The sequence below is a fragment of the Erwinia mallotivora genome, from assembly GCF_000590885.1.
Classification (GTDB): domain Bacteria; phylum Pseudomonadota; class Gammaproteobacteria; order Enterobacterales; family Enterobacteriaceae; genus Erwinia; species Erwinia mallotivora.
In genome coordinates this window covers 73769-96265 of the sequence record NZ_JFHN01000022.1, presented here as the reverse complement: position 1 = coordinate 96265, position 22497 = coordinate 73769, and the positions used below count along the sequence as shown (strand labels likewise).

The 22497-nt window shown below is 52.8% G+C and carries 12 protein-coding genes and 1 pseudogene; 7 read left to right on the top strand and 6 right to left on the bottom strand.

Annotation, left to right across the window (positions count from 1 at the left end; translation table 11 throughout):
* Positions 1–49 precede the first annotated feature (49 nt).
* The 4 genes from BG55_RS03375 (at position 50) to BG55_RS03360 (ending at position 8828) form a co-directional block, all read left to right on the top strand.
* Positions 50–1096, top strand: coding sequence for a hypothetical protein (locus BG55_RS03375; protein WP_034934341.1), 1047 nt, complete (start codon positions 50–52; stop codon positions 1094–1096).
* A gap of 978 nt (positions 1097–2074) precedes the next feature.
* Positions 2075–5356, top strand: coding sequence for an autotransporter outer membrane beta-barrel domain-containing protein (locus BG55_RS03370; protein ID WP_034934340.1), 3282 nt, complete (start codon positions 2075–2077; stop codon positions 5354–5356).
* A 196-nt stretch (positions 5357–5552) separates the two neighbouring features.
* Positions 5553–7688, top strand: coding sequence for a TonB-dependent siderophore receptor (locus BG55_RS03365; RefSeq protein ID WP_152542605.1), 2136 nt, complete (start codon positions 5553–5555; stop codon positions 7686–7688).
* 12 nt (positions 7689–7700) lie between these two features.
* Positions 7701–8828, top strand: a complete 1128-nt coding sequence (locus tag BG55_RS03360; protein ID WP_052018664.1) for an ABC transporter substrate-binding protein — start codon at positions 7701–7703, stop codon at positions 8826–8828.
* 126 nt (positions 8829–8954) lie between these two features.
* Here the strand turns inward: BG55_RS03360 and proP are convergent, their stop codons facing one another.
* Positions 8955–10460, bottom strand: coding sequence for a glycine betaine/L-proline transporter ProP (gene proP / locus BG55_RS03355; RefSeq protein ID WP_034934339.1), 1506 nt, complete (start codon positions 10458–10460; stop codon positions 8955–8957).
* A gap of 427 nt (positions 10461–10887) precedes the next feature.
* On the opposite strand from proP, the gene BG55_RS03350 reads away from it, so the two are divergent.
* Together BG55_RS03350 and BG55_RS03345 are read left to right on the top strand one after the other, a co-directional pair.
* Positions 10888–11217: a DHCW motif cupin fold protein gene (locus BG55_RS03350; RefSeq protein ID WP_034934338.1), complete on the top strand. Its 330-nt coding sequence runs from the start codon at positions 10888–10890 to the stop codon at positions 11215–11217.
* A gap of 160 nt (positions 11218–11377) precedes the next feature.
* Positions 11378–12586, top strand: coding sequence for an MFS transporter (locus tag BG55_RS03345; RefSeq protein WP_034934336.1), 1209 nt, complete (start codon positions 11378–11380; stop codon positions 12584–12586).
* Here BG55_RS03345 and BG55_RS03340 read toward each other — a convergent pair.
* From BG55_RS03340 to ygfK, 3 genes and pseudogenes are all read right to left on the bottom strand, one after another.
* Positions 12580–14061: pseudogene (locus BG55_RS03340) on the bottom strand (nucleobase:cation symporter-2 family protein). The gene BG55_RS03345 and the pseudogene BG55_RS03340 overlap by 7 nt on opposite strands.
* Positions 14062–14526: 465 nt before the next feature.
* Positions 14527–15852, bottom strand: a complete 1326-nt coding sequence (ssnA, locus tag BG55_RS03335; protein WP_034934334.1) for a putative aminohydrolase SsnA — start codon at positions 15850–15852, stop codon at positions 14527–14529.
* Between the two features lie 2 nt (positions 15853–15854).
* The gene (gene ygfK / locus BG55_RS03330; protein WP_034934333.1) at positions 15855–18962 is read right to left on the bottom strand and encodes a putative selenate reductase subunit YgfK; all 3108 of its coding nucleotides are present in this window, start codon (positions 18960–18962) and stop codon (positions 15855–15857) included.
* A gap of 372 nt (positions 18963–19334) precedes the next feature.
* On the opposite strand from ygfK, the gene BG55_RS03325 reads away from it, so the two are divergent.
* Positions 19335–20168: an XdhC family protein gene (locus BG55_RS03325; RefSeq protein WP_084276178.1), complete on the top strand. Its 834-nt coding sequence runs from the start codon at positions 19335–19337 to the stop codon at positions 20166–20168.
* Here the strand turns inward: BG55_RS03325 and arcC are convergent.
* Complete coding sequence (arcC, locus tag BG55_RS03320) at positions 20155–21087, bottom strand: carbamate kinase (RefSeq protein WP_034934331.1); 933 nt, start codon at positions 21085–21087, stop codon at positions 20155–20157. The genes BG55_RS03325 and arcC overlap by 14 nt on opposite strands.
* Positions 21084–22472 carry a dihydropyrimidinase gene (gene hydA / locus BG55_RS03315; protein ID WP_034934329.1) on the bottom strand — a complete coding sequence of 463 codons (1389 nt, stop codon included), beginning with the start codon at positions 22470–22472 and terminating at the stop codon, positions 21084–21086. The genes arcC and hydA overlap by 4 nt, the downstream gene beginning before the upstream one ends.
* Positions 22473–22497: the final 25 nt, after the last annotated feature.

Genomic DNA, 22497 nt, shown 5'->3' with positions numbered 1-22497 from the left:
AATCATGATACGGGGCCGAAGGCCTCTGAATTTAGGTGGAAATAATTCGATGAAAAAGAAAGTTCGCGCTGTATTTATCTTTATGTGTTTTATATTCACTTATTGTGCGACCTCCTCCAATGCTTTTGCGTTAGTCTGTTACCTGGGAACAGATAGAAATGCCGTACATGATCAAGACCATATAAATGTACTTGCTTATCTTGGTGATAAAGGTATAGGTGAAAAAATCTGGCAATCAAGAGTATTCAGCAGAGATATCAGCTGCCGATCACAATTAACGGGTAGCAGGACAGAAAATGTTTATATTTATCCTTTCCCGAAAAGGGAGGCTGAAAAACTGCCATCCGGGGTAAAGCTGGGTCTTATCTTCAATGGCCGGGATTTGGGCACTTTTGATACCAATAGCAGTGTGAATGCAGGCAAAGTTGATACCGGATGGACGGTAGGCAACGTCTTGCCTGCGCCGTCACGCACCATGACTTTTCAGGTTTATCTGATCAGAACCGGGGAGATCAGTACCGACGACGTTTATAAATTAACCATCTTTCAGCTGGATGGTGTCGGTGGCTTAAATAGTGTTGATGAAAATTACAATATTTCCATTACCGGATGGATGAATATTGGTTCCGTGAACTGCACTGGCACAGCGGCTACAGATATTAACCTGACGGGTTTCCAGACCGACAGTATTTTCAAAGGACAGGCTACGCAAACTGCTCAAAACGGGCTGGGGGTAAATGTGGTGTGTACCAGTCCTAATGCTGAAGTACTGAATTATATTCGTACGGTAACCACAAAGCTAACGCCTAAAGGTAGTCGCTTAACAGGTAGTGATAAGTATTTCGCCACCAACAAAGAAAACCTGGGGCTGGCGCTGAGGATGAATGGTAAAGATCTTCTGCCAGACGTTGGCGTGGAAACAGACGTTCCTTTCACATCTGGATCTTCAGCAGTGAAAATACCGATTGAGGTCACACCACATCTGACGTCACTCTCCTTAAACCAGCCAGCGTGGCTTTTTTCTGCAGAGGGGGCCGAGAATATTACCAGCTCAATCCCATTCACCGTAGATGTTCAGGGAGTCAATACCAACTAATCATCTGTCCCAGAAAACCACCGGTAGTGGCAGGCATACTGGCCCCGCATATGCTGCCATACCTCATTTTTTCTCTGGAAATTGATGGAACCTCAGTAAGCTGGCCTTTTCAGAATATTTGGAGAATGTCACATGACATTCTCCACATCCGTTTTTTTGACGTAGTCAGGCGCCATCCCTGCCAAAATTTTGCTGTTTTCCCTGCGTTTTCCCGGGTGCGAAACTTATCGCCATATCAGGGCGGGATGCCCTTATTACGAATACGAAGCAGAATAGAATAACGGAAATTACCGCCGGTAACAGAGGTGAAAGCGATGTGTTATGAAAACGAACTGAGCGATGATTTTGGCGGTTTTGATGTCCAAAAAATAATGTAGCTGAGATTATTACCTTGAAAAATAGCAGCGTAAGGATGGATTCTTATTATTTGACAGTGATTGTGTGAAATCTGTAATAATATTTTTTATTCATTATTGGAATTTAATGATTTTTTTTGTGTGTTATTAACGGTCTTAAATAACGACTCTGCGTATCTCATTATCAACAAATTATGATTCCTTTTAATTAAAATATCATCGGGCAGAGAGTGGCTCTTACGAAGCTTGTGACCGGTCTAATCAATGTTTCTTCTGATAAGGCATTTTTTTACTTTTTCCTGTTACTTTATCTTTGTTTTTTTGTACCTGAATTATATTTGTTGTTTTTCTGGTTGGTTTTAAGTAGTGTCTTTCTGATTAATTCGAATTAAAGCCAATAAAAAGCCTTCACTCATTCTTAACTTTGTCATAATATCCTTTGAGATGAGTTAACGAGTTAGATCATGAATGAAGTTGTTGTTATTTGGTCTTTTACAACTTCCTTATAAGAATTTTTTTCCAGTAGTTGTTTTTAACATTTTGTATTTTTTTCTCAAATCACATCTTGTCACCACAGTAGCATCATATTTAATTTTTATGGAAAGCAACTGAAGGAATCACCATGGCTATTTATATACGGCCTTTTGCTCTCAATGTTCTGACGTTAACACTTTTTCCTTTCAGCGCTCTGGCCGATCAAAACTGGAGTGTAACTGACGGAACAACGGTGGAAGTCACCGAGGGATATCACTCTACGGATACCACTATTCCGCTGTATGCTGCCGGGGCAAACAGCCAGCTTATTACTGACTCCGATCTCTCTTTTTCCACCACGGCGGACAGCACCTATGTTGCTCATATCAGGGAACAGGCGGGACTGACCCTCAACGGTGCCACGCTATCATCTGAAGGCATCAGCGCCTATGGCGTCTACCTCTATCAGAACAGCTCACTGATTATGAATGGTGGGTCAATCAGTACCTCGGGATATGGCAGTAATGCCATCCAGTCAAATAATTCCAGTTTGTCACTGACGGATGCGGATATTTCCACCAGTGGCGCATCAGCTTACGTGCTGTATATGTCGGGCGGCACACTGAACGCAGAAAATGTGCAGATGACCGCCAGTGGTACCAGTTCGTCAGCACTTTATCTCTCAGGGACTTCCGGTGCGGCCAGCGCCACGTTGAATAACGTCGAGATCGATCAGACCAGCATAAACGGCGGAAATGCGATAGCCGTATATAACAGCTCATTAACTGCCACCCAGCTGACGGTCGATTCAAGTGCGACATCGATGCCAGCCATTCTTGGTGGAACAGGGAGCACGCTGACCCTGACTGACAGCAGCGTCACTGCCGCCTATACCGGCATCAGGCTGATGGGCGGCAGCGCAACATTAACCAATGTCGATGTGTCCACCAACGGAAGTTATGGCTATGCGTTGGATGTCAATGTCAGTTCCTCTGCCACGATTCAGGGAGGAAGCTATCAGACAACAGGTATTGCTGCGCATGGCGTCTGGTTATCCTATGCCACTTCCTCGCTGGAGGCGTCAGATACCCGTTTTGTTACCAGTGGCACCAGCTCACATGCAGTGGATATCCAGAGCGGCTCGGCTGTCATCACAGACAGTACGCTGAGCACGTCCGGCAATTACAGTTATGGCTACTACACCGAAAGCCAGGCGGAAGGCAGCGGTTTGACTATCAGCACCACCGGTACATACAGCTATGGCGCTGTTGCGCGTGGCGGAAATCTGGTGTTGAGCGACTCTACCGTCACCACCACCGGCAATGGTGGCTATGGTCTTGTTGCCATGACTGCGGGAACGCTGACCGCTACCGACTCTGTTATCAGTACCTCCGGGGCGAATGCGGCAGCGATTCTCAGCAGCGGAGAAAACAGTGTCGTCACCGCAGAAAACATTACCGCGACGACCAGCGGCAGGGCGTCATCTGGCGCGCAGGCTCTGAATGGCGGCACCATTACACTGCTTAATTCCACCCTCACTACTACAGGCGATCAGAGTACCGGATTGTCTGCACAACAGGCCTCCACTATCACTGCCGACGGAGTGACGGTCAGCACGGCGGGTGCGGATGCCGCAGCATTGCAAACGTCCCTCTCCACATTGAATATCAGCAACAGTCAACTGACCACTACCGGTCTGGCGGTCGGGTTACTGGCCAGCGGTCAGGCGGACGGGCAGCAAAATACCGTCACACTAGACAACGTTACCCTGACCAGTGAGCAGTCTACGGGCGTGCTTGTACAGGGAAGCGATCTTGAACTGACATTGCAAAACGGGACGGTGATTACCGGCGGCGATGGTGTGGCGCTACAGGCTTCGGCAACGGAAGCAAGCGATGGAACCCAGACCCATTCAACGGTAACGGTCAATGCCTCTGGTAATGTCTCGTTGCTGGGCGATGTTATCGCGGACAGCGAAGAGGAGGTGATTAGCTTATCCCTGAGCGATAACTCCCTGCTGTCTGGTGTGACTCAAAGTGTCAGCCTGCTCTCTCTGGACAGTACCAGCCGCTGGGTAATGAGTGGTGACTCGACCGTCGTTGACCTGCAACAGGATGGTCTGGTCACCTTTAACAGTGCCAGTGGTTTCAGCATGCTGACGGTAACCGGCGATCTTTCTGGTTCCGGCGAGTTTGTCCTGCGTACCGAAGCAGGAGATGACGACTCCCCCACCGATCAAATCCTGGTGAACGGCAATGCGACCGGTGATTTCAGCCTGACGGTGGTCAATCAGAATGGCCTGGGTGCGTTAACTAATGCCGGGATTTTACTGGTTAAGGTGGCCGGAGATGCCACCTCAGCCAGTTTTACTCAGAAGGGGAGCGTGGTTGCCGGACTGTATGAATACTTCGTCAACAAGGTGGGTGACAACAGCTGGTATCTGCAATCTTCTTATATTGCGGTTGATCCGGATACGTCAGATACGACTGACGACACGGCAGCAGGTGAAAACGTTGTCAGCTGGCGTCCGGAAATCGCTGGCTACATGATGGCACCCTATCTCAATGCCGCTTACGGTTTTCAGTCAGCCGGAAATTATCATACCCGTATTGGGGCTTATCAGCAGGGGAGCGCGGTCTGGGGAAGAACCTGGGGGCGTCACGATCGCTACGCAGCAGGGCGTTATGCTTACAACGTTAACAGCGCTTTTGTGCAGTTAGGCGGTGATGTGATGCAAAAAGATCTGGCGAATGGCTGGCATAGTAAAGCCGGGCCGATGCTCACTCTGGGGCGCATCCGCAGCGGTAACCGTGATAATGCCCGAACCCTTCGTGAAGGTCTCTCTGCTTATGTCGGTAAGACGGAAACCACGGCTTATGGCGTGGGAGGTTATTTCACCGCATGGCACGATGACGGTAGCTATCTGGATACGGTGGGGCAGATAACCCGCTACAGCAACCGCTTTACCAGTCTGACCAGGGCGAAGATGGACAGCTACAGCGCCCTGCTCTCGGCTGAAGTGGGTAAGCCTTTTAGTGTTTACCAGCAGCTAAGCATTGAGCCGCAGTTTCAACTGATTGGGCAGTACATGAACATCAGTCAGGGCTATGCCAGCGGGGTGAAAATGAAAGATCAGAACATCACGACAGGACAGGCCCGACTGGGTGCGCGACTGTTTTATGATGCAACCAGAGTTCAGCCCTACGTGAAGGCAGATATCGTTCGCCAACTGGGTAAAACGCCGGGAATGATCCTTGACGATCAAACGTTCAGGCCGGATATCAGCAAGGGGTACTGGCAAACCGGTTTAGGGATTGCTGGTAAAGTCTCTGGCCAACTGAGTGTCTATGCTGAAGCCAGTTACGTCCGCAGCATGGGAAAAGGTCTGGAAGGCTATAACGGTAACCTCGGCATTAAGTATCATTTCTGATAAAAAAGGCTTGCAGCACAGCATGTTGTAAGCCCTTTCCTTCTTTATCCTACGGTCATTGTTTAAGGCAATGATCGTCATCTGTGAATAAAATGATCAAAATGTAGTAGTGACGAAAATACGCCGGTAGTCAAATTGATAACGCCAATGAAACTGATTATCATTCGCGAACAAAAAACTACCTGTTTACTAACATATGAACTCGCCATTTACTCGTGTTGTCACTTTTTATCGCCTCAGTGGAAAAACCCAGTCGGTTATTTTTGCCTCCCTGCTTAGCAGCAGCGGCGCATTAGCGGCAGATGCGGTTAAAGATCAAACTCTCACCGTCACTGCCGATCAACCCGGCACTGGCGGCAGCTACAGTCAGGACTCGGCCACTATCGCCACGCGAACGGCTACACCTCGAAATGAGATCCCCCAGTCAGTCAGCGTTGTTACGCCACAGGTGATCGAAGATTACCAGGTCAAAACCGTTAACGATGCGGTGAAATTTGTCAGCGGTGTGACCCAGGGAAATACGCTGGGTGGAACAGAAGATGGTTTTGTTAAGCGCGGGTTTGGCGCGAATTCAGATGGTTCAACCTTCCTCGACGGTGTGCGCAGCAACCAGGGATTGTCAATGGATTCCACCATTGATCATGTGGAAGTGCTGAAAGGTTCGGCTTCGCTGCTATACGGCATCCTTAATCCGGGCGGGGTCATTAATCTGGTCAGTAAAAAACCACAGTACGAGTGGAACACCCACATCAGCGGAGGCACCAGCAGCTTCGGCGGCGGTACGGGTGCTGTTGATGTGACCGGTCCGCTGGGCAATGGGTTCGCTTTTCGGATGATTGCTGAACGGCAACGTGAAGATTACTGGCGCAATTTCGGCGTAAATGATCATACGCTGCTTGCTCCTTCACTCAGCTGGTTTGGTGAAAAAGCCTCGTTTAACCTCAGCTACGTGGAGTACAAATACGATATTCCGTATGACCGTGGCACCGCGTTTATTAACAACAAACCGGTAAATGTCCCCTATAACCAGCGCCTTGACGATCATGCCAACCACGCCTGGGGGAAAAATAAGCGCCTGAACTTCAACTTCGCCTGGAAGCTGGATGACACCTGGGATACCCATTTCAACTATGCCTGGATGCAGCGCCGTTACGACAGTAATGAAGTTCGCGCTACGGCAATAGATACCACCACCGGGATCGTTTCCCGCCGCGCGGATGCCAACCGTGGTTTTAACCATCAGACAACTTACCTGTCATGGGATATCGGCGGCAGCCCGGAAATCTGGGGTATGCAGCATGATGTGATGCTCGGCGTGGATTACGAACAGAACGAAACCTACAAGGCTTACTCTTACCGTGGCAAGGTGTCGAAAACCTTTAATATGTATGACCCGGTATATGATGAAGAACCGATAGTTAGCAGCAGCACCTATACGGACAGCCTGAGCAATGTGCGCACCAATCTTTACAGCCGCTCTGTCTTTGCCAAAGACAGCATTCATCTGACCGATAAATGGATCGCCGTGCTGGGCGGGCGCTATCAGCGTTACACCCAGACCAGCAGCTACGGATTTGTGAATCCTACTTCATCACTGAACGATCGTGGAGACGCTTTCCTGCCGCAGATGGGGCTGGTGTATAAAGTCCTGCCTGACGTCTCACTGTATGGTAGCTACAGCCGTTCGTTTACCCCGTCAACAGAAACCGATGACGATGGCAACGTGGCATCCACCGAAAAAGGCACCACCTGGGAAGTGGGGGCGAAATGGCAGGTTGTGCCTGCACTCTCAGCTACTCTGGCGTTGTATCGCATTGATGAAAAAGATATGTCGGTCTACATCAATGGCGTAACGCGTAATATTCCAAAGGCACGTTCCAGTGGGGCGGAAGTGGAGATCAACGGCGAGCTGACCAAAGACTGGAACCTGATCGCCAACTACAGCTACGACAAAACCAAAATCGTTGAGGACGATGTTAATCCTGAAAACGTAGGTAACCGTCTGGTTAATGCGCCAACCAATATGGCCAGCCTCTATCTGAGCCACACCCTGCGTTTCTCCTGGCTACCGGGCGAACTGCGCGTGGGCGGTGGCGGCCGCTATGTGGGCAGTCGGGCGGGCGATCCTGAAAACAGCTTCACCATGCCCGACTACACCGTAGCCGACGCGTTTGTTGCCTGGGACAGCCAGCTGGTGGGCAAACATACCCAGCTTAAGCTGAACATCGATAATCTGTTCAACAAAGAGTATTACGAATCCAGTGCCGGTAACCTCCGCGTCAGCGTTGGTGAACCTCGCGTTGTTTATCTACAGGCCGCCGTCGATTTCTGACCGGAGAAAAGGATGAAAAAAGCACTGCTCTTTGCGCTGCTGATGGTCAGCAGCGTGGCACCGGCAAAAACGGTTACTGATATTCTGCAACGCACGGTGGAAGTCCCGGACAACCCGCAAAGGATAGTGGTGGGCGAGGGCAGAATGATTTATACCCTTGCGCTGGTGGAAGAAGGAAACCCGGTCAAACGGGTGGTAGGCTGGCCGGGCGATCTGCAACGGCTGGACAGCCAGACCTGGGAGCGCTACAGCACCGCTTTCCCCGAGATCAAAAAGATCCCGATCATTGGCAAAGCTAACTACGCGCAAATCAGTGTGGAAAAGGTGATCGCGCTGCGTCCTGACCTGGTTATTCTGCCGGTGTATGCCAAACAGGCGAGTAACCATGACAGTTTTCAGCAACAGCTGACCGAGGCGGGGATCCCGGTTATCTACATCGATACCCGTGTTGATCAGCTAAAGAACACCGTGCCGAGCCTGAAAATTCTGGGTGAAGTCCTCAATGATCAGGCGAAAGCGCAGCGGTTTATCGCGTTTTATCAGCAGCATATGAATCTGATCCGCGATCGTTTGCAGCAGGCAAAACCACATCGTCCCAGCGTGATGTTGCAGTTGCACATCGGCCGCAGGGAAGTGTGCTGTACCACGGTTGGACACGGTAATCTGGCCGATTTGCTGGCCTTTGCTGGGGGCGACAATATTGCAGCGGGGCGTTTTGCCAGCGTCTTTGGACAAATTTCGCCGGAGGCGGTGATCGCGGCAAATCCTCAGGTGTTAATTGTCACCGGCATGGCAGGACCTGAGCAGTCGGGACAGTTGCAACTTGGTCCACAGGTTAACGCGCAGCAGGCACAGCAGAGTTTTGCTCAGGCACTGCAACGTGAAACCATGCTCTCATCGTTACCGGCTATTCGTAACGGTAAGGCTCTGGCGGTGTGGCACAATTTCTATATGAGCCCGTGGCATTTGCTGGATGTGGAAATTTTTGCCAAAGCTTTCCATCCACAGTTGTTCCGCGATCTCGATCCGGCGAAAACCCTGCAACAGATGAATCAGGAATTTCTGCCTGTTCCGGAGACGGGAACTTACTGGACGGGGATGGCGACCAGTCATCTGGAACAGCCACCAGGCAGGCAATAGCGGCTACAGCGACATTTTGCATCCTGCCGCATCAATAAACCCGGTCAGGTTAACACCTGCTCAACAGAATAAAGCCCGCGTCGATGAGGTCAGTCCATCAACGCGGGCTTATTTTTGCCGTCGGTGTTAGTCGTTAATATGAGGATGCTGATTGATCAGATGCTTACGCTTCTCTTCCAGCTCAGCAATCTGTGTGCTGATCTCTTCAATCTTGCTCTCAATATTATCGTGATGCTCCTGTAACAGCTCCTTCGCTTCGGTGATATCGGAAGCGGCAGGCGTGGCACCGCGCAGTGGCTTATTGGCCGTTTCCTTCATCATGATCCCGGTTACCAGACCGATAACCGCCACCACCATCAGGTAGTAGGCTGGCATATAAAGGTCGGTGGTCGTCTCCACCAGCCATGCTGCCAGAGTGGGCGTCAGACCGGCGACCAGAATCGAAATGTTAAAGGCGCTGGCCAGCGCACTGTAGCGAATATGCGTCGGAAACATCGCCGGAAGCGAAGAAGCCATTACGCCGGTAAAGCAGTTCAGCACCACGGCCAGAACCAGCAGCCCGGCGAAAATCAGCCCCATCACATTACTGTTGATCAGCATAAAGCAGGGGATCGACAGCACCAGCAGAGCGATACTGCCGACAATCACAAACGGACGACGACCAAATTTATCGCTCATCAGCCCCATAACCGGTTGCACAAACAGCATCCCAATCATGATGGCAATGATAATCAGCACGCCGTGATCTTCGGAATAATGCAGATTATGTGACAGATAGCTTGGCATGTACGTCAGCAGCATGTAGTAAGTGACGTTAGTGGAAATCACCAGGCCAATACAGGCCAGCAGGCTCTTCCAGTGTTTGCTGGCGATCTCTTTAAAGGAGACTTTGGGGCCATCGCTCAGGCCTTCCCGGTCGCCCTGCTCCAGCTTGTCCACATGCTGTTGGAAAGCGGGTGTTTCTTCCAGCGCATGGCGCAAATAGAGGCCGATAATACCGAGCGGCAGCGCGACAAAAAACGGGATGCGCCAGCCCCACTCAAGAAACTTCGCTTCGCCCACCACGGTGGAAATCAATACCACCAGACCCGCACCCAGAACGAAACCGGCAATAGAACCAAAATCGAGCCAGCTGCCCATAAACCCGCGTTTACGGTCAGGCGAGTACTCTGCGACAAAAATCGATGCGCCGGTATATTCACCACCCACCGAGAAGCCCTGCGCCATCTTACACAGCAGCAGCAGCACGGGTGCCCAGATGCCTATTGAGGCATGCGACGGTATCAGACCAATACAGAAGGTACTGACCGACATAATAATAATGGTAATGGAGAGGATCTTCTGGCGACCATATTTGTCACCCAGTGCGCCAAAAAATACGCCGCCAAGCGGGCGGATCAAAAAGGGAACAGAGAAGGTGGCCAGTGCGGCAATCATCTGCACGCTGGGATCGGCTCCCGGAAAGAATACCTGACCCAAAGCGTAAGCCACAAAACCGTAAACGCCGAAGTCGAACCACTCCATGGCGTTACCTAATGATGCGGCGGTAATTGCTTTGCGTAACCTGGCATCATCAATGATCGTTACGTCTTTTAAGCCGATTGGCTTAACACGCTTCCTACGTAGCTTCATATAAAACACCCTGTAATTAATTGTTTTCCAACCAGAACATTCCCGTTCACCAGAAAAAAAGATGCTGCGTCTGGCGAAATGGTACGGATGGTGTAGGTATCTTTTCTCCTACAGCCAGCGGAATATTGCGGGCAGTTGCCTGCCTGAGCAGATATCCGTCTGTGCTAAGTATATCGTCTCTTTGAGATGTAACATAATTTATACCTGAAACCACTTCAGGCAACCTGTGCATAAAACATGTAAAGATCAGCTCTTTTTTGGGGTTTGTTTGTGGGGAGAAACGTAAAAAAATAATGGGATAGCGGACAGACCCCACTTTCCTTCTGCGGTGGCTGTGCCGGCAGGAAGCTCACGAAAGATAAAAACGATACAAAATGATTTTCGGCTGTTATGTTGCCTGAAATCCCTCTGACGAAGGCAATACGTGATGAAGATGACTGATATTCCGTTTGGCACCACCGCATGGTCAGCGCTGGCAGTGACCGAACATCCCGGAGAAAGTGGCAAAGCTTTCTGGAAAACGCAGAATTTCGGCGAAGTTCGCGTCAGAATGGTTGAATATTCTGCGGGGTACAGGGCTGACCACTGGTGTTCCAAAGGCCATATTTTGCTGTGCCTGTCTGGCGAACTGCATACAGAACTGGATGATGGCCGTGTCTTCACACTGACCGCCGGAATGAGCTATCAGGTGGCAGATAATGCCGAGGCGCACCGCTCCTGGACTGACAGTGGTGCACAGCTGTTTATTGTTGATTGACGGTCTGAAAGCGCCTGGCTTTTCCGGGAGGCTACAGGCATAAGCAAGATGCCCGGCACGTTTTCTTTGTTATTGTCATCCCGGCAGTCAGCACAGCGAACATCTTGTTTAAAATCGGGTTATAGTAAAAATTCCTGTTCTTCTGAAGGTGTTGATTTTCATGCCTGAGCAACCTGCAACGGAACTCGCTCCGAGCGGTTTACGCTTAAATCTGCGCATTATGTCCGTAGTCATTTTCAATTTTGCCAGCTACCTGACCATCGGCCTGCCACTGGCGGTACTGCCTGGCTATGTACATGATGCGATGGGTTACGGCGCATTCTGGGCCGGACTGGTCGTCAGCCTGCAATATTTTGCCACTCTGCTCAGTCGGCCTCATGCCGGGCGGCTTACCGATCTCTGGGGTCCCAAAAAGGTGGTGATTGTCGGCCTTTGCGGCTGCCTGCTTAGTGGGCTTTGTTATGCGTTGGCGGCGTTGAGTGCAGGGTTGCCGGTGCTCAGCCTGCTGTTGCTGTGCCTTGGCAGGGTTATTCTGGGCTTTGGCCAGAGCCTGGCCGGTACGGGAGCAACCCTGTGGGGCGTCGGTGTGGTCGGCTCGTTGCATATAGGTCGGGTTATTTCCTGGAATGGCATTTTCACCTACGGTGCTATGGCCATAGGTGCGCCAGTGGGCGTGGCAATTTATCGCTGGGGTGGGCTGTTGTTGTTATCCGGCCTCATCATTGCTATCGCGTTGGTGGCAATACTAACGGCGATGACCAGGGCTGCGGTGAAAAGCAGCAAAGGGCAGCCGCTACCTTTTCGTGCGGTACTGGGCAAAGTATGGAATTTTGGTCTGCTCCTCGCGATGGGCTCAGCAGGATTTGGCGTAATAGCGACATTCATCACGCTGTTTTATCAGGAAAAAGGGTGGGAAGGTGCCGCCTGGGCGCTGACGTTATTCAGTGGTGCTTTTGTCGGCACCCGCCTGCTTTTTCCCAATGCCATTAACCGCTATGGTGGACTGCCTGTTGCTATCGTCTGTTTTGCCGTTGAGGCTGTTGGTCTGTTTCTGGTCTGGGGATCGGTGGATCCCTGGATGGCGAAACTGGGCGCTTTTCTCACCGGAGCCGGTTTTTCTCTGGTCTTTCCGGCGGTGGGTGTGGTGGCGGTCAAAGCCGTGCCGCCACAGAACCAGGGAAGCGCCCTGGCGACCTACACGGCATTTATGGATCTTTCGCTGGGCATTACCGGCCCGCTGGCGGGGCTGGTCATGAGCTGGTTTGGCGTTCCGGTGATCTATCTGCTCAGCGGCCTGCTGGTCTGTCTGGCGACGGTGCTGACCTTAAATGTCTACCGCAGGCTGAAACAGAGTGAGACGGCCTACTGATTTTTCTCCTGCGCCGCCGCCCTGGCCCGCCTTAATAGCAGCCAGACCCGCACGGTTTTCACCGCCATACGGCGTGCGGCGGTGGATTCATTCTCCCCCGGATGGGGGTCAGGCTCGCAGGTAGCGCACTCGGTTCCTTTGCTCATCCATTTACCTTTGCCGTTCAGGATCAGATTAGCGACGATAGCCACACAGGTGCCCAGCGTGATGCCGCTGTGCAGGAACATTTTTGCCAGCTCCGGTAGCTGAGCAAACAGCTGGGGAACCAGCACCGGCATCAGTCCCAGCCCCAGCGTCAGGGCCACTACCATCCCGTTATTATTATTACGATAATTAACCTGTCCCAGCGTACGAATACCGGAAACGGCAACCATACCAAACATCACCACACCCGCACCGCCGAGGACCGGTTTAGGTATTATCACCACCAGCGCCGCCAGTTTTGCGAACAATCCCATCAGGATCAGAATGATGCCGGAACAGGCGACCACAAAGCGGCTGCGTACCCCGGTCAGGCTGATCAGCCCCACGTTCTGGGCAAATGCCGCATAGGGAAACAGGTTAAAAAAGCTGCCGCACAGGGTTGCCAGACCGCAGGCCAGCAGTCCTTTTTTCAGCGTGGTGGCATCGGCCTTGCGACCCACAATTTCGCCGGTTGCCATCATCGATGACATAGTTTCTACCATCACGACGACCATCACCATGGTCAGCAGCAGAATCGGCAGAAGATGGAATTCCGGTGAGGCAAAGCGCATCGGGACAGGCAAATTGAGCCAGGGGGTAGCCGCCACCTGGCTGAAGTCCAGCGTGTCCACAACGTACTAGACAGCAGAACCGATGATCAGGCCAATCAGCACGGCTATATTTTTAACCAGCCCGGAGGCAAAGGTGTAAATATTCAGGATGATGACCAGCGTTAACGCCGCCAGCGACAGAGCCATCAGATTGCCAAACCCCTGCATATCGCTGTTGCCGCCGCCTATCCAGCCTCCGGCTACGGGCATAATCGACAGGCCGATCAGGGCGACTATCGACCCCATCACCACTTTAGGAAAAAAGCGTACCAGCTTGCTGATCCACGGTGCACAGATAAGGGCAAATACCCCCGCGACCATCACTGCCCCGCTGATGCCGCCCATGCCATACTCTTTGCCAATTAACACCATCGGGATCAATGCCGCAAAAGTACAGCCCTGGACCACCGGCAGGCGACAACCCAGCCATTTGCCAATACCCAGCGTTTGCAGCAGCGTGGCGGCACCGCAGACGAAGAGATCGCTGCTGATCAGCAGCACGATCTGGTCATTACTCATGCCCAGCGCGGAGCCAACCACCAGCGGCACAGCCACCGCCCCGGCGTACATCACCAGTACATGCTGAAGGCCATAGAGCATCATCAGCCCAATTGGCAGCAGCTCATCGACGGGAAGTGTTGATGAAGGGGAAAGATGCGAGGGGGATACTGAAACATTCATGGTCAGATTTCTCCATTACGGCCGTGGGAATGGCATTCCCGGCTACGATTCGAAGGTGTTAAACCTCCCTGATTACGCCAGGTCTGCTTCCGGGCAGTGCCTGGCGCGAATGGAGAATGCTTAAGTTGTGCCAGTCTGTGGCTTGCCGACAAAAAGAGAATGAAAACTGGAAGCAGGATCACGCCATCTCTGGAGCAACAGCTGTGTCAGTGGCTTAACGGATATCAAGAAAATCCGCTACGGGCCGCTCACCTCTCATTATCATTTCCCACTTATCAAACTGAGAAAGCGCAGAATTTCAGCGATAGCTGTCATAATTTAAGTTGCAGGCACCCGGGCTTTTCTCACTCCCCCAGCCAGGTACTGATCTACTCTGCTGGAGATTTATCGCCTCGCCGCCGCTCTGCAACTCGAATTATTCAGGGCAGATAAAGAAGGGGCCACCGGCCTGATGCCGACCCATTTTCACAGCGTAGCCATTTTCTGCCAGAGACGCTGCGCAGCTTTACGGGCTTCGGCATACAGCGGCGCGACGTCAAAAGTAAACTGACGGTCTTCATATACCATGCAACCCGCGACCATCACGCTGTGAACGGCAGTGCTGGCCAGTCCAAACGCAAGATGGCCAGGCAGATTTTCTGCCTGCAACGGCGTGGGGGAGAGATAATCACAGATGGTCAGGTCGGCAGTGTAGCCTGCCGCCAGTCGGCCAAACGGCCGGGCAAAATTCCGCTCCAGAATGCGGTTGCCGTTATACAACATTTGCAGAAAACTGTCCGGCCACAGCTTCCCTCCGGCATCCCGGTGTTTGAAATACGCGAACTTAAGCTCCTCAAACATATCGGCACCAATACCATCAGTCCCCAGTGCGGCCAGCTGATACTCAGCAAGATGGTGATTGTAGCCAACATGATTATTCATATTGGAACGGGCGTTGTGTACCAGGGCGGCACCCCGCTGGTTGAGCAGTGCGACTTCATCCGCAGAAAGCCACAAAGCATGAGCAATAAGGGTTTTTTCATCCAGCAGGTCAAACTGATCCAACCGCACTATGGGATCCAGGCCATATTTATCATGACTGTGGGACACGTCATATTTGTCTTCCGCAACATGAATATGCAGCCCGCGCCCGGTGATTTTTCTGGCTTCGCGTAGCATTTCCAGTCCCGCATCCGGCACGGTAAATGGAGCATGTGCCCCCAGATGCGCCTCCACCAACGGTGCCTGCTGGCTGGTGGCACGCTCACTGTCAATCAGGCTGGCGAAAGCCACATTCTCTTCCACTCCGGCTTCCAGCTCTTGCAGACCCGCATTACGATCGGTGGTTTCAAAACAGGTCATTCCGCGTAATCCTGCCCTGATAAAACCCTGACGCAGAATAGCCAGTGAACCTTTAATTAACGAGGGTGAGGCATGGTGATCGATTACCGCGGTGCAGCCGTGGCGGATCGCCTCCAGTGAACATATCAGCCCGCTGTAGTAGAGCGATTCTTCATCAAGAGCACGATCCAGCCGCCACCACAGATGTTTAAGTGTGGAGATAAAATCCGGGCAGGGCGGAATGGGGGCCAGCACGCCACGAGACAGGCCGGAATAGAAATGGTTATGGGCACAGACCAGCCCCGGCATCACCAGGCGCTGCTGCATCTCTCTGACGGTTGCCTGGGGATAATGCGGGCGGAGATGCGCACCGGTAGCCACGATGCGGTCGTTTTCAATAACAATATCGATGCCATGATCGATCTGGCAGGGTGAAAATTGAACTGCGGTACAGTTTTCTAACAAAATCATGGTCATTCCTCCACGCTGCCCAGCAGATAGTGATGATGTTGATGGGTATAGCGAATAATCTGCGCCATGCTGGTCAGTTCTTCCGGCAGGTCACCGGCGATCTCTCCCTCGGAGCCAAGCTCCAGCTGCCAGGTGCGGTCTTTCAGACGGATTTGCACCGCCGACTCTTTCACCAGAAAACCCGGATTGCTGCTGTTATTAAAATCTTCCTGCAAGCTGAACACGGTCACTTTGTCTTTATAGGGTTTACCCTGCCACGGGCAGAACTGTGCGCAGTTGCCACATTCGTTACATAAGGCATCAAGATGCAGGATCTGCTGACGGTTCTGGAAACCCGGTACGGAAAGCGCCACGTTGGCCCGGTTTGGGCAAACATCGACACATTTAGCGCAGACGTAGTGACATTCCAGGCAGCGGGCGGCTTCCTGTCGGGCAAAGGCTTCACCGTCGTCACAGGCAATCTGGCGGACAGCGACGGTGCCTTTACGGGCCCAGATGGCAGCAGGATTGCTGTTAAGCCAGCGTTTATCGTCGCTGCTTCCACGAATATTTTCCCGTCTGAGAATGGTATCGGCTGCCTTGCGGGCGCTGCCGATAGCAGAGACGACAGAGGCCGGACCGGTTTGTACATCGCCAATCAGAAACACGCCTGGCACGCTGGTTTCCAGTGTCTGAGGGTTAACCGAGGGATATCCGTCTGCGGCCATTTCCAGCCCCAGCCTCTGCAACAGGTCGGTATCCGCTTGTTCACCGGTGGCGGTAATCACCGCGTCAAAATGCCGACAGCGAGTTTGTTCTGTTGCCAGCGGACGGCGGCGTCCCTGGTTGTCCGGTTCACCCGGTTTCATCACTCTCATCACCAACTGGCCTGCGTGGTCAAATCCTTCCGGGCTGAGCAGCGTTTCAAAGCCCACACCTTCCTGTCTGGCAGCGTTAATCTCCTCCGGCCAGGCAGGCATATCCCGGTGTTCACGTCGGTAGATGATGGTGACGCTGTTGACGCCGGGTACGCGACGGGCAGCACGGGCGCAGTCCATTGCGGTATTTCCGGCTCCCACCACGGCCACCTCTCCCCGCACCTCTCCTGCCAGCTGATTGCGATTAAAACGTCGGAGAAATTCGAAAGACTTAAGTGGCTTAACACCTGAACCCGACAGTTGCAGGCGATTACTCTTACCGGCCCCAACAGCGATACAGATTGAGGAGAAGCCCTGCCTGCGCAATGAGGCGATGGTCAGATCAGGGGCACAGTTGTAAACAAATTTCACACCGTGCTCGCTAATAAAGTTGATGTCATGGTGAATAAGCTCAGCCGGGATGCGAAACTGCGGCACGATATTTTTGACCACGCCGCCAGCACTCTCCTCGCGTTCAAACAGAGTGACCGGATGCCCCGCTCTGGCAAGGAAATATCCTGCCGCCAGGCCAGCAGGTCCGGCACCCAGTACCGCAACCGGAGGTCTGTCGCCGGAACCGGCGGGCTTATGCCAGCGCTGCCGGTAGCCCTGCCAGCCTTTTTCCAGCGTGATTTTTTTTATGCGCCGGATATTCAGCGCATTTTCATAATCAAGCCTGGTGCAGTTGTTCTGACACTGATGATCGCAGATATGCCCGGTGATCGCGGGCAACGCGTTGCGCTGATAAATCAGCTCAAGCGCATCGGTGTAACGGCCTTCTCCTGCCAGACGCAAATATTCGGGGATGTCCTGATGGATGGCACAGGCAGTGACGCAGGGTGCCACATAGCAGTCAGTGAGCGGCAGGCTGGCACCGGTATCAATCTCGTCACGGCTTTTCCACTCTTTTTGCGCCCAGTCAGCTTTCAACGCCTGCTCAGCCAGCGCCCGCAGGCGCACCACATCAATCTGATGGCTGTCCCAACCCTCACTGCCGTCCAGCCGTTCCGCGCAGTTTTTCATGCGCAGATAGCCGCCGGGTTTCAACAGGTCGGTGGCCATGGTAATGGGCTGAATACCGGTAGCGAAGATGTCGGCAATGTTGAACTGGCTTGCCCCGCCGGAGTAAGAGATGGGCAATTTACCGTCAAAATGTTCAGAAAGTACTGCCGCCACATTGATCGACAGGGGATAAAGTGCGCGGCCTGACATATACATCTCTTCACCGGGTAGTCGCTGCTTATGATTACGCGCCCCAAGCGTATTGGTCAGTTTGACGCCGAAGCTCAGTTGCTGCTTTTTCCCCAGCGCAATCAGACGTTCCAGCATTGCCAGCGCCTGCGTCAGTTGCAAATCGTGGCTGAAGGACGCTTCATTCAGCGAGATATAGTCAAAACCATTGCCGTCGAGGATCTCTCTGACCCGCTGGTAGCCCAGCAGTGTGGGATTCAGCTTCACACAGGTGTGCAGTTTTTTCTCGGTGAGCATATAGCGGCAAATCGATTCGATTTCGTCCGGAGGGCAGCCATGCATCGTGGACAGGGTGACGCTGTTAACCATCTCTGGCGAAATACGAGTGGGAAGGCTCTGTAACGCGGAGCGGTCAGCTTTCGCCAGTAACCTGTAATCACCCCGGGCGATAAAGTCTGCTAACGCCTGCTGGTAGCGGGCGAATTTCGGATTGTTGCGGGTATCCACCATCTGATCAATAAACTGCTGCATCCTGGGTTGCTGAATGCCTTTTAAGTCATAGCCAACGCTCATATTAAAAATAAAAGAGCGCGACTGGCCGTGATGTCTGGGAGTAAAAATCTCTTCCAACAGATGCAATACCATCCAGGCTTTGAGGTATTCGTCATGGGCCTTTTTCAGCGTGAATTCGGTAGACCATTCGGTGTTCCAGGCCTCGTCGCTGGCGTCGATACAGGGTTTATCCAACTCAAGACGGTCCAGAATTTGTACCGTTTTCAGTTCGATAAAACTGCCTCCTGTCAGCCATGCCACAATGATATTCTGCGCCAGCTGGGTGTGTGGCCCGGCGGCTGGCCCCAAAGGCGTATCGCATCGCCGACCGAAACAGGCTATCTGACGCGATGGGCTGCGGGAATAAAATGCCTGTTCAGGTATGCCAAACACCGACTGATTTTCCTGATATTCGGCGCAGATTCGTGTCAGAAGGGCGTCGAAAGGGATGGGACGCATTATGTCACCCATACACATTGCTCCTTTGTGCTGCTTGCGGATACCCGGTACTGAAACGCGCTTGCCGTCCCGGGTGTGACTTACCGCAGGGCTTTAGCAACAACTGCGCCAGAGCTTTAGTGATGGGATATTTTCATTATATTTCGTGATGCTATTCGCACTCCGCAGAACGGTAACCGACCAGAGAGCGGACATTTGATAATGAAAATCATTTATTTACTAACCCTGAGCGGGAAAAAACCTCATTTTTCGCAAATTAATAAATTTCTCGCTCAATATGAGAAATAGCGGCGATTTTTTGTGATTCGTGTCATGGGCATGAGGTTAAAAAGCGGCATACAGGTTGCATCAACTGCCGGTGACATTAATCAGAGGATGTTTGCCATGAGCCTGTTCGCCGTAGCCTGTCGGCTGGAAAAAGAAAACGTTGCCTTCGCCCTGATCCACATCATTGAGAGTCGCGGCTCAACGCCACGTCATTCGGCCAGTATGCTGGTGGCAGAAAATGGCGAAACGGCCGGGACCATCGGTGGAGGAAAGATGGAAAATCTGGTGATGGAGCAGGCGCTGGAGGCGCTGGCCGAAGGGCAGGCAAGACTGTTTCATGGCCAACTGGCGCGTCAGGGCGATCATGCAGTAGGCGCAGATTGTGGCGGGGCGATGACGGTGCATATTGCTGTTTACTCCAGCCGCCCGGCGCTCTTTTTACTCGGTGCCGGACACGTCAATCGTGCACTGGCTCAGGCAGCGCTGCCGCTGGGTTATGAGGTGATCATTGCCGATCCCTGGGAAGAAAATCTTCGTCATCCGCAGCTGCCGACTGCCTGCCAGCGCGTCGCAGGAGACAACTACAGCACTATCATTGCCACATTGCCGCTTAAAGAGAGCAGTTATGTGGTGATTGCCACTAATCATCAGGATCGCGAGGTCCTTGAACAAATGCTCTGGCTGCCCTGTTGCTATCTCGGGCTGCTGGCAAGCCGCAAGAAGGCTCAGCATTTTCGACAGTTGCTAATCAGTCAGGGGGCAGACGATCTCTTGCTGCAAAAACTGCATTCACCGGTGGGTATGGATATCAATGCGGAGACACCGGAAGAGATCGCCGTCAGTATCCTTGCTGAAATTATCTGCCACCGGCGTAGTCAGCGCTGTTGTGGCGGCAGCGGGGCTGCCGGGTCATTGCCAACGCAGACTGGCTGCAACGCTACTGCTGAATGAGGGTTCCGGTCAGACCTGCAATGCCCTCTCTGGCTCTGGCAAGTAAAGTAATTAATGCCTGGCGACCCGGCCGGGATTCAGCAAAATACGCAGCCGCTGCAACTTTTGGCAGCATCGAGCCAGCGGCAAACTGTTGTAAGGCTATCAGGCGGTGCGCCTCCTGTGGCGTCAGGCTGTCGAGCCACTGCTGTTGCGGCGTGTTGAAGTTAATCGCCACCTTCTCCACGGCGGTAAGAATGATCAGCATATCGGCATTGATATCACTTGCCAGCACTGCGCTGGCCCAGTCTTTATCGATTACCGCGCTGGCACCACGCAGGTGATTGCCTTCGGCGATAACCGGAATGCCTCCACCACCCGCGACAATGGCAATCTGCCCGGCGGCCAGCAGCGCGGTGACCGCAGGCGCTTCAATGATCTCCTGAGGTTTGGGCGAAGCGACGACACGCCGCCAGCCCCTTCCGGCATCCTCCCGCAGAACAAACCCCTGCTTACGCTGTTTTTCCGCTGCCTGCGGGCTGAGAAACGCGCCAATGGGTTTATCAGGCTGAAGAAATGCCGGATCCTGCTCATCCACCCGCACCTGAGTAATGAGCGATACCACATTTTTATTTATCCCGCGATTTCTCAGCGCCTCCCGCAGAGCATTCTGTAAGTCATAGCCGATGTAGCCCTGACTTAACGCGACGCAGACTGACATCGGCAGGACGGGGGCATGAACAGTGGTATGGGCAGCCGCGGCAAATACCTGATTTATCATGCCCACCTGCGGCCCGTTGCCATGGGTTATCACCAGCTCATGTCCTTCTGCCACCAGCCCGGCGATGGTTTCTGCCGTGGTTCTGACCGCCTCCATCTGGCCGGAAAGGCCTTCGCCAAGAGCGTTACCCCCCAGCGCCAGTACGATTCTTTTCTTCATGGTAACGTCCTGTTAATGAATGGTTTTCTTGCGATAAACTGACCATGTCCGGCGTGGCCGGTAAACTGACCCTGGCGGCAGACGATTTCGCCACGCGACAGGGTCATCGTTGGCCACCCCTGACAGCGAAAGCCTTCCCACGGAGAGTAGTCGCCATTGTCGTGCAGTTGGTGGTGATGGATAGTCTGATTTTTGTGGGCATCAAACAGCACCAGGTCGGCATCAGAGCCGGGCAGCAGGCTGCCTTTCTCCGGCCATAATCCAAACAGTCTGGCTGGGTTGCTGCTGGTCAGGGCAACGAAACGTGAGCGGCTGATGCGCCCGGTCATCACCGCCTCAGAGAACAGCAGAGCCAGTCGGTTTTCCACGCCGGGTAACCCGTTAGGGCAACGGGTAAAGTCTTCCGAGGCCATTTGCTGGCGTTGCGAGAACGGAAAGTTGCAGTGATCGGTGGCAACGGTATCAATGCCGCCATCTGCAATCCCCACCCACAGCTTATCCAGTTCGGCACGGGGACGAAGCGGCGGGCTGAGCATAAATTTCAGACCGTCCGGGCGCAGATAACAGTTCATATCCAGAAGCAGATACTGCGGGCAGGTTTCCACCCAAACCGGTTGTCCGGCATTTCTGGCCAGCCTTGTATATTCCAGTCCCAGCCCGTTTGAGAGGTGGACAATGTACAGTGGCGCATCCCCTGCCAGTCGGGCGAGATTAATGGTTCTGGCTATCGCTTCTGCTTCGCAGGCGGGTGGGCGGCTGTGCGCGTGCCAGATGGGGGCCAGACGGTGATGCTTTTTGCATTCGCTCAGTCGCCACCGGATAGCGGCATCATTTTCCGGATGCACGGTTGCCAGCGCCCCGGTATCGCCCAGTTTTTGCAGTACCTGAAGTATTTCCGCATCATGCAGAAAATGGCTGTAGGTGAGATAAAATTTGAAGCTGCTGATCCCCTCGTCATGAACCATTGCGGGTATTTCTTCGATAATCTCCTCGTTGACATGCTGAATAACGCCGTGAAAGCTGTAGTCGATTACCGCCGATCTGGCATCCTGATGATATTTCTCCAGCTGATGGTGCAGGGTACAACCCGTTGGCCCAAACCCCATATGGTCAACGATAGTGGTGGTCCCGCCACAGGCGGCTGCCCGGGTTCCGGCAAAAAAATCATCACAACTCTTAGCGATGCCCACATCAATATTGAAGTGAGTGTGTACATCAACGCCACCAGGCATTACCAGCAGACCACGGGCATCAATGACCTGCATATCGTCACTGACAGCGATATCCGGATGGCGGCGGGCAATTTTACCCAGCTCAATCAGCATATCCTGCTGGTACTCCCCTGACTCATCCACCAGCGTGCCGCCTTTAATTAACGTTCTCATGGTCTTTCTCCCTTCGGCGCTCAGC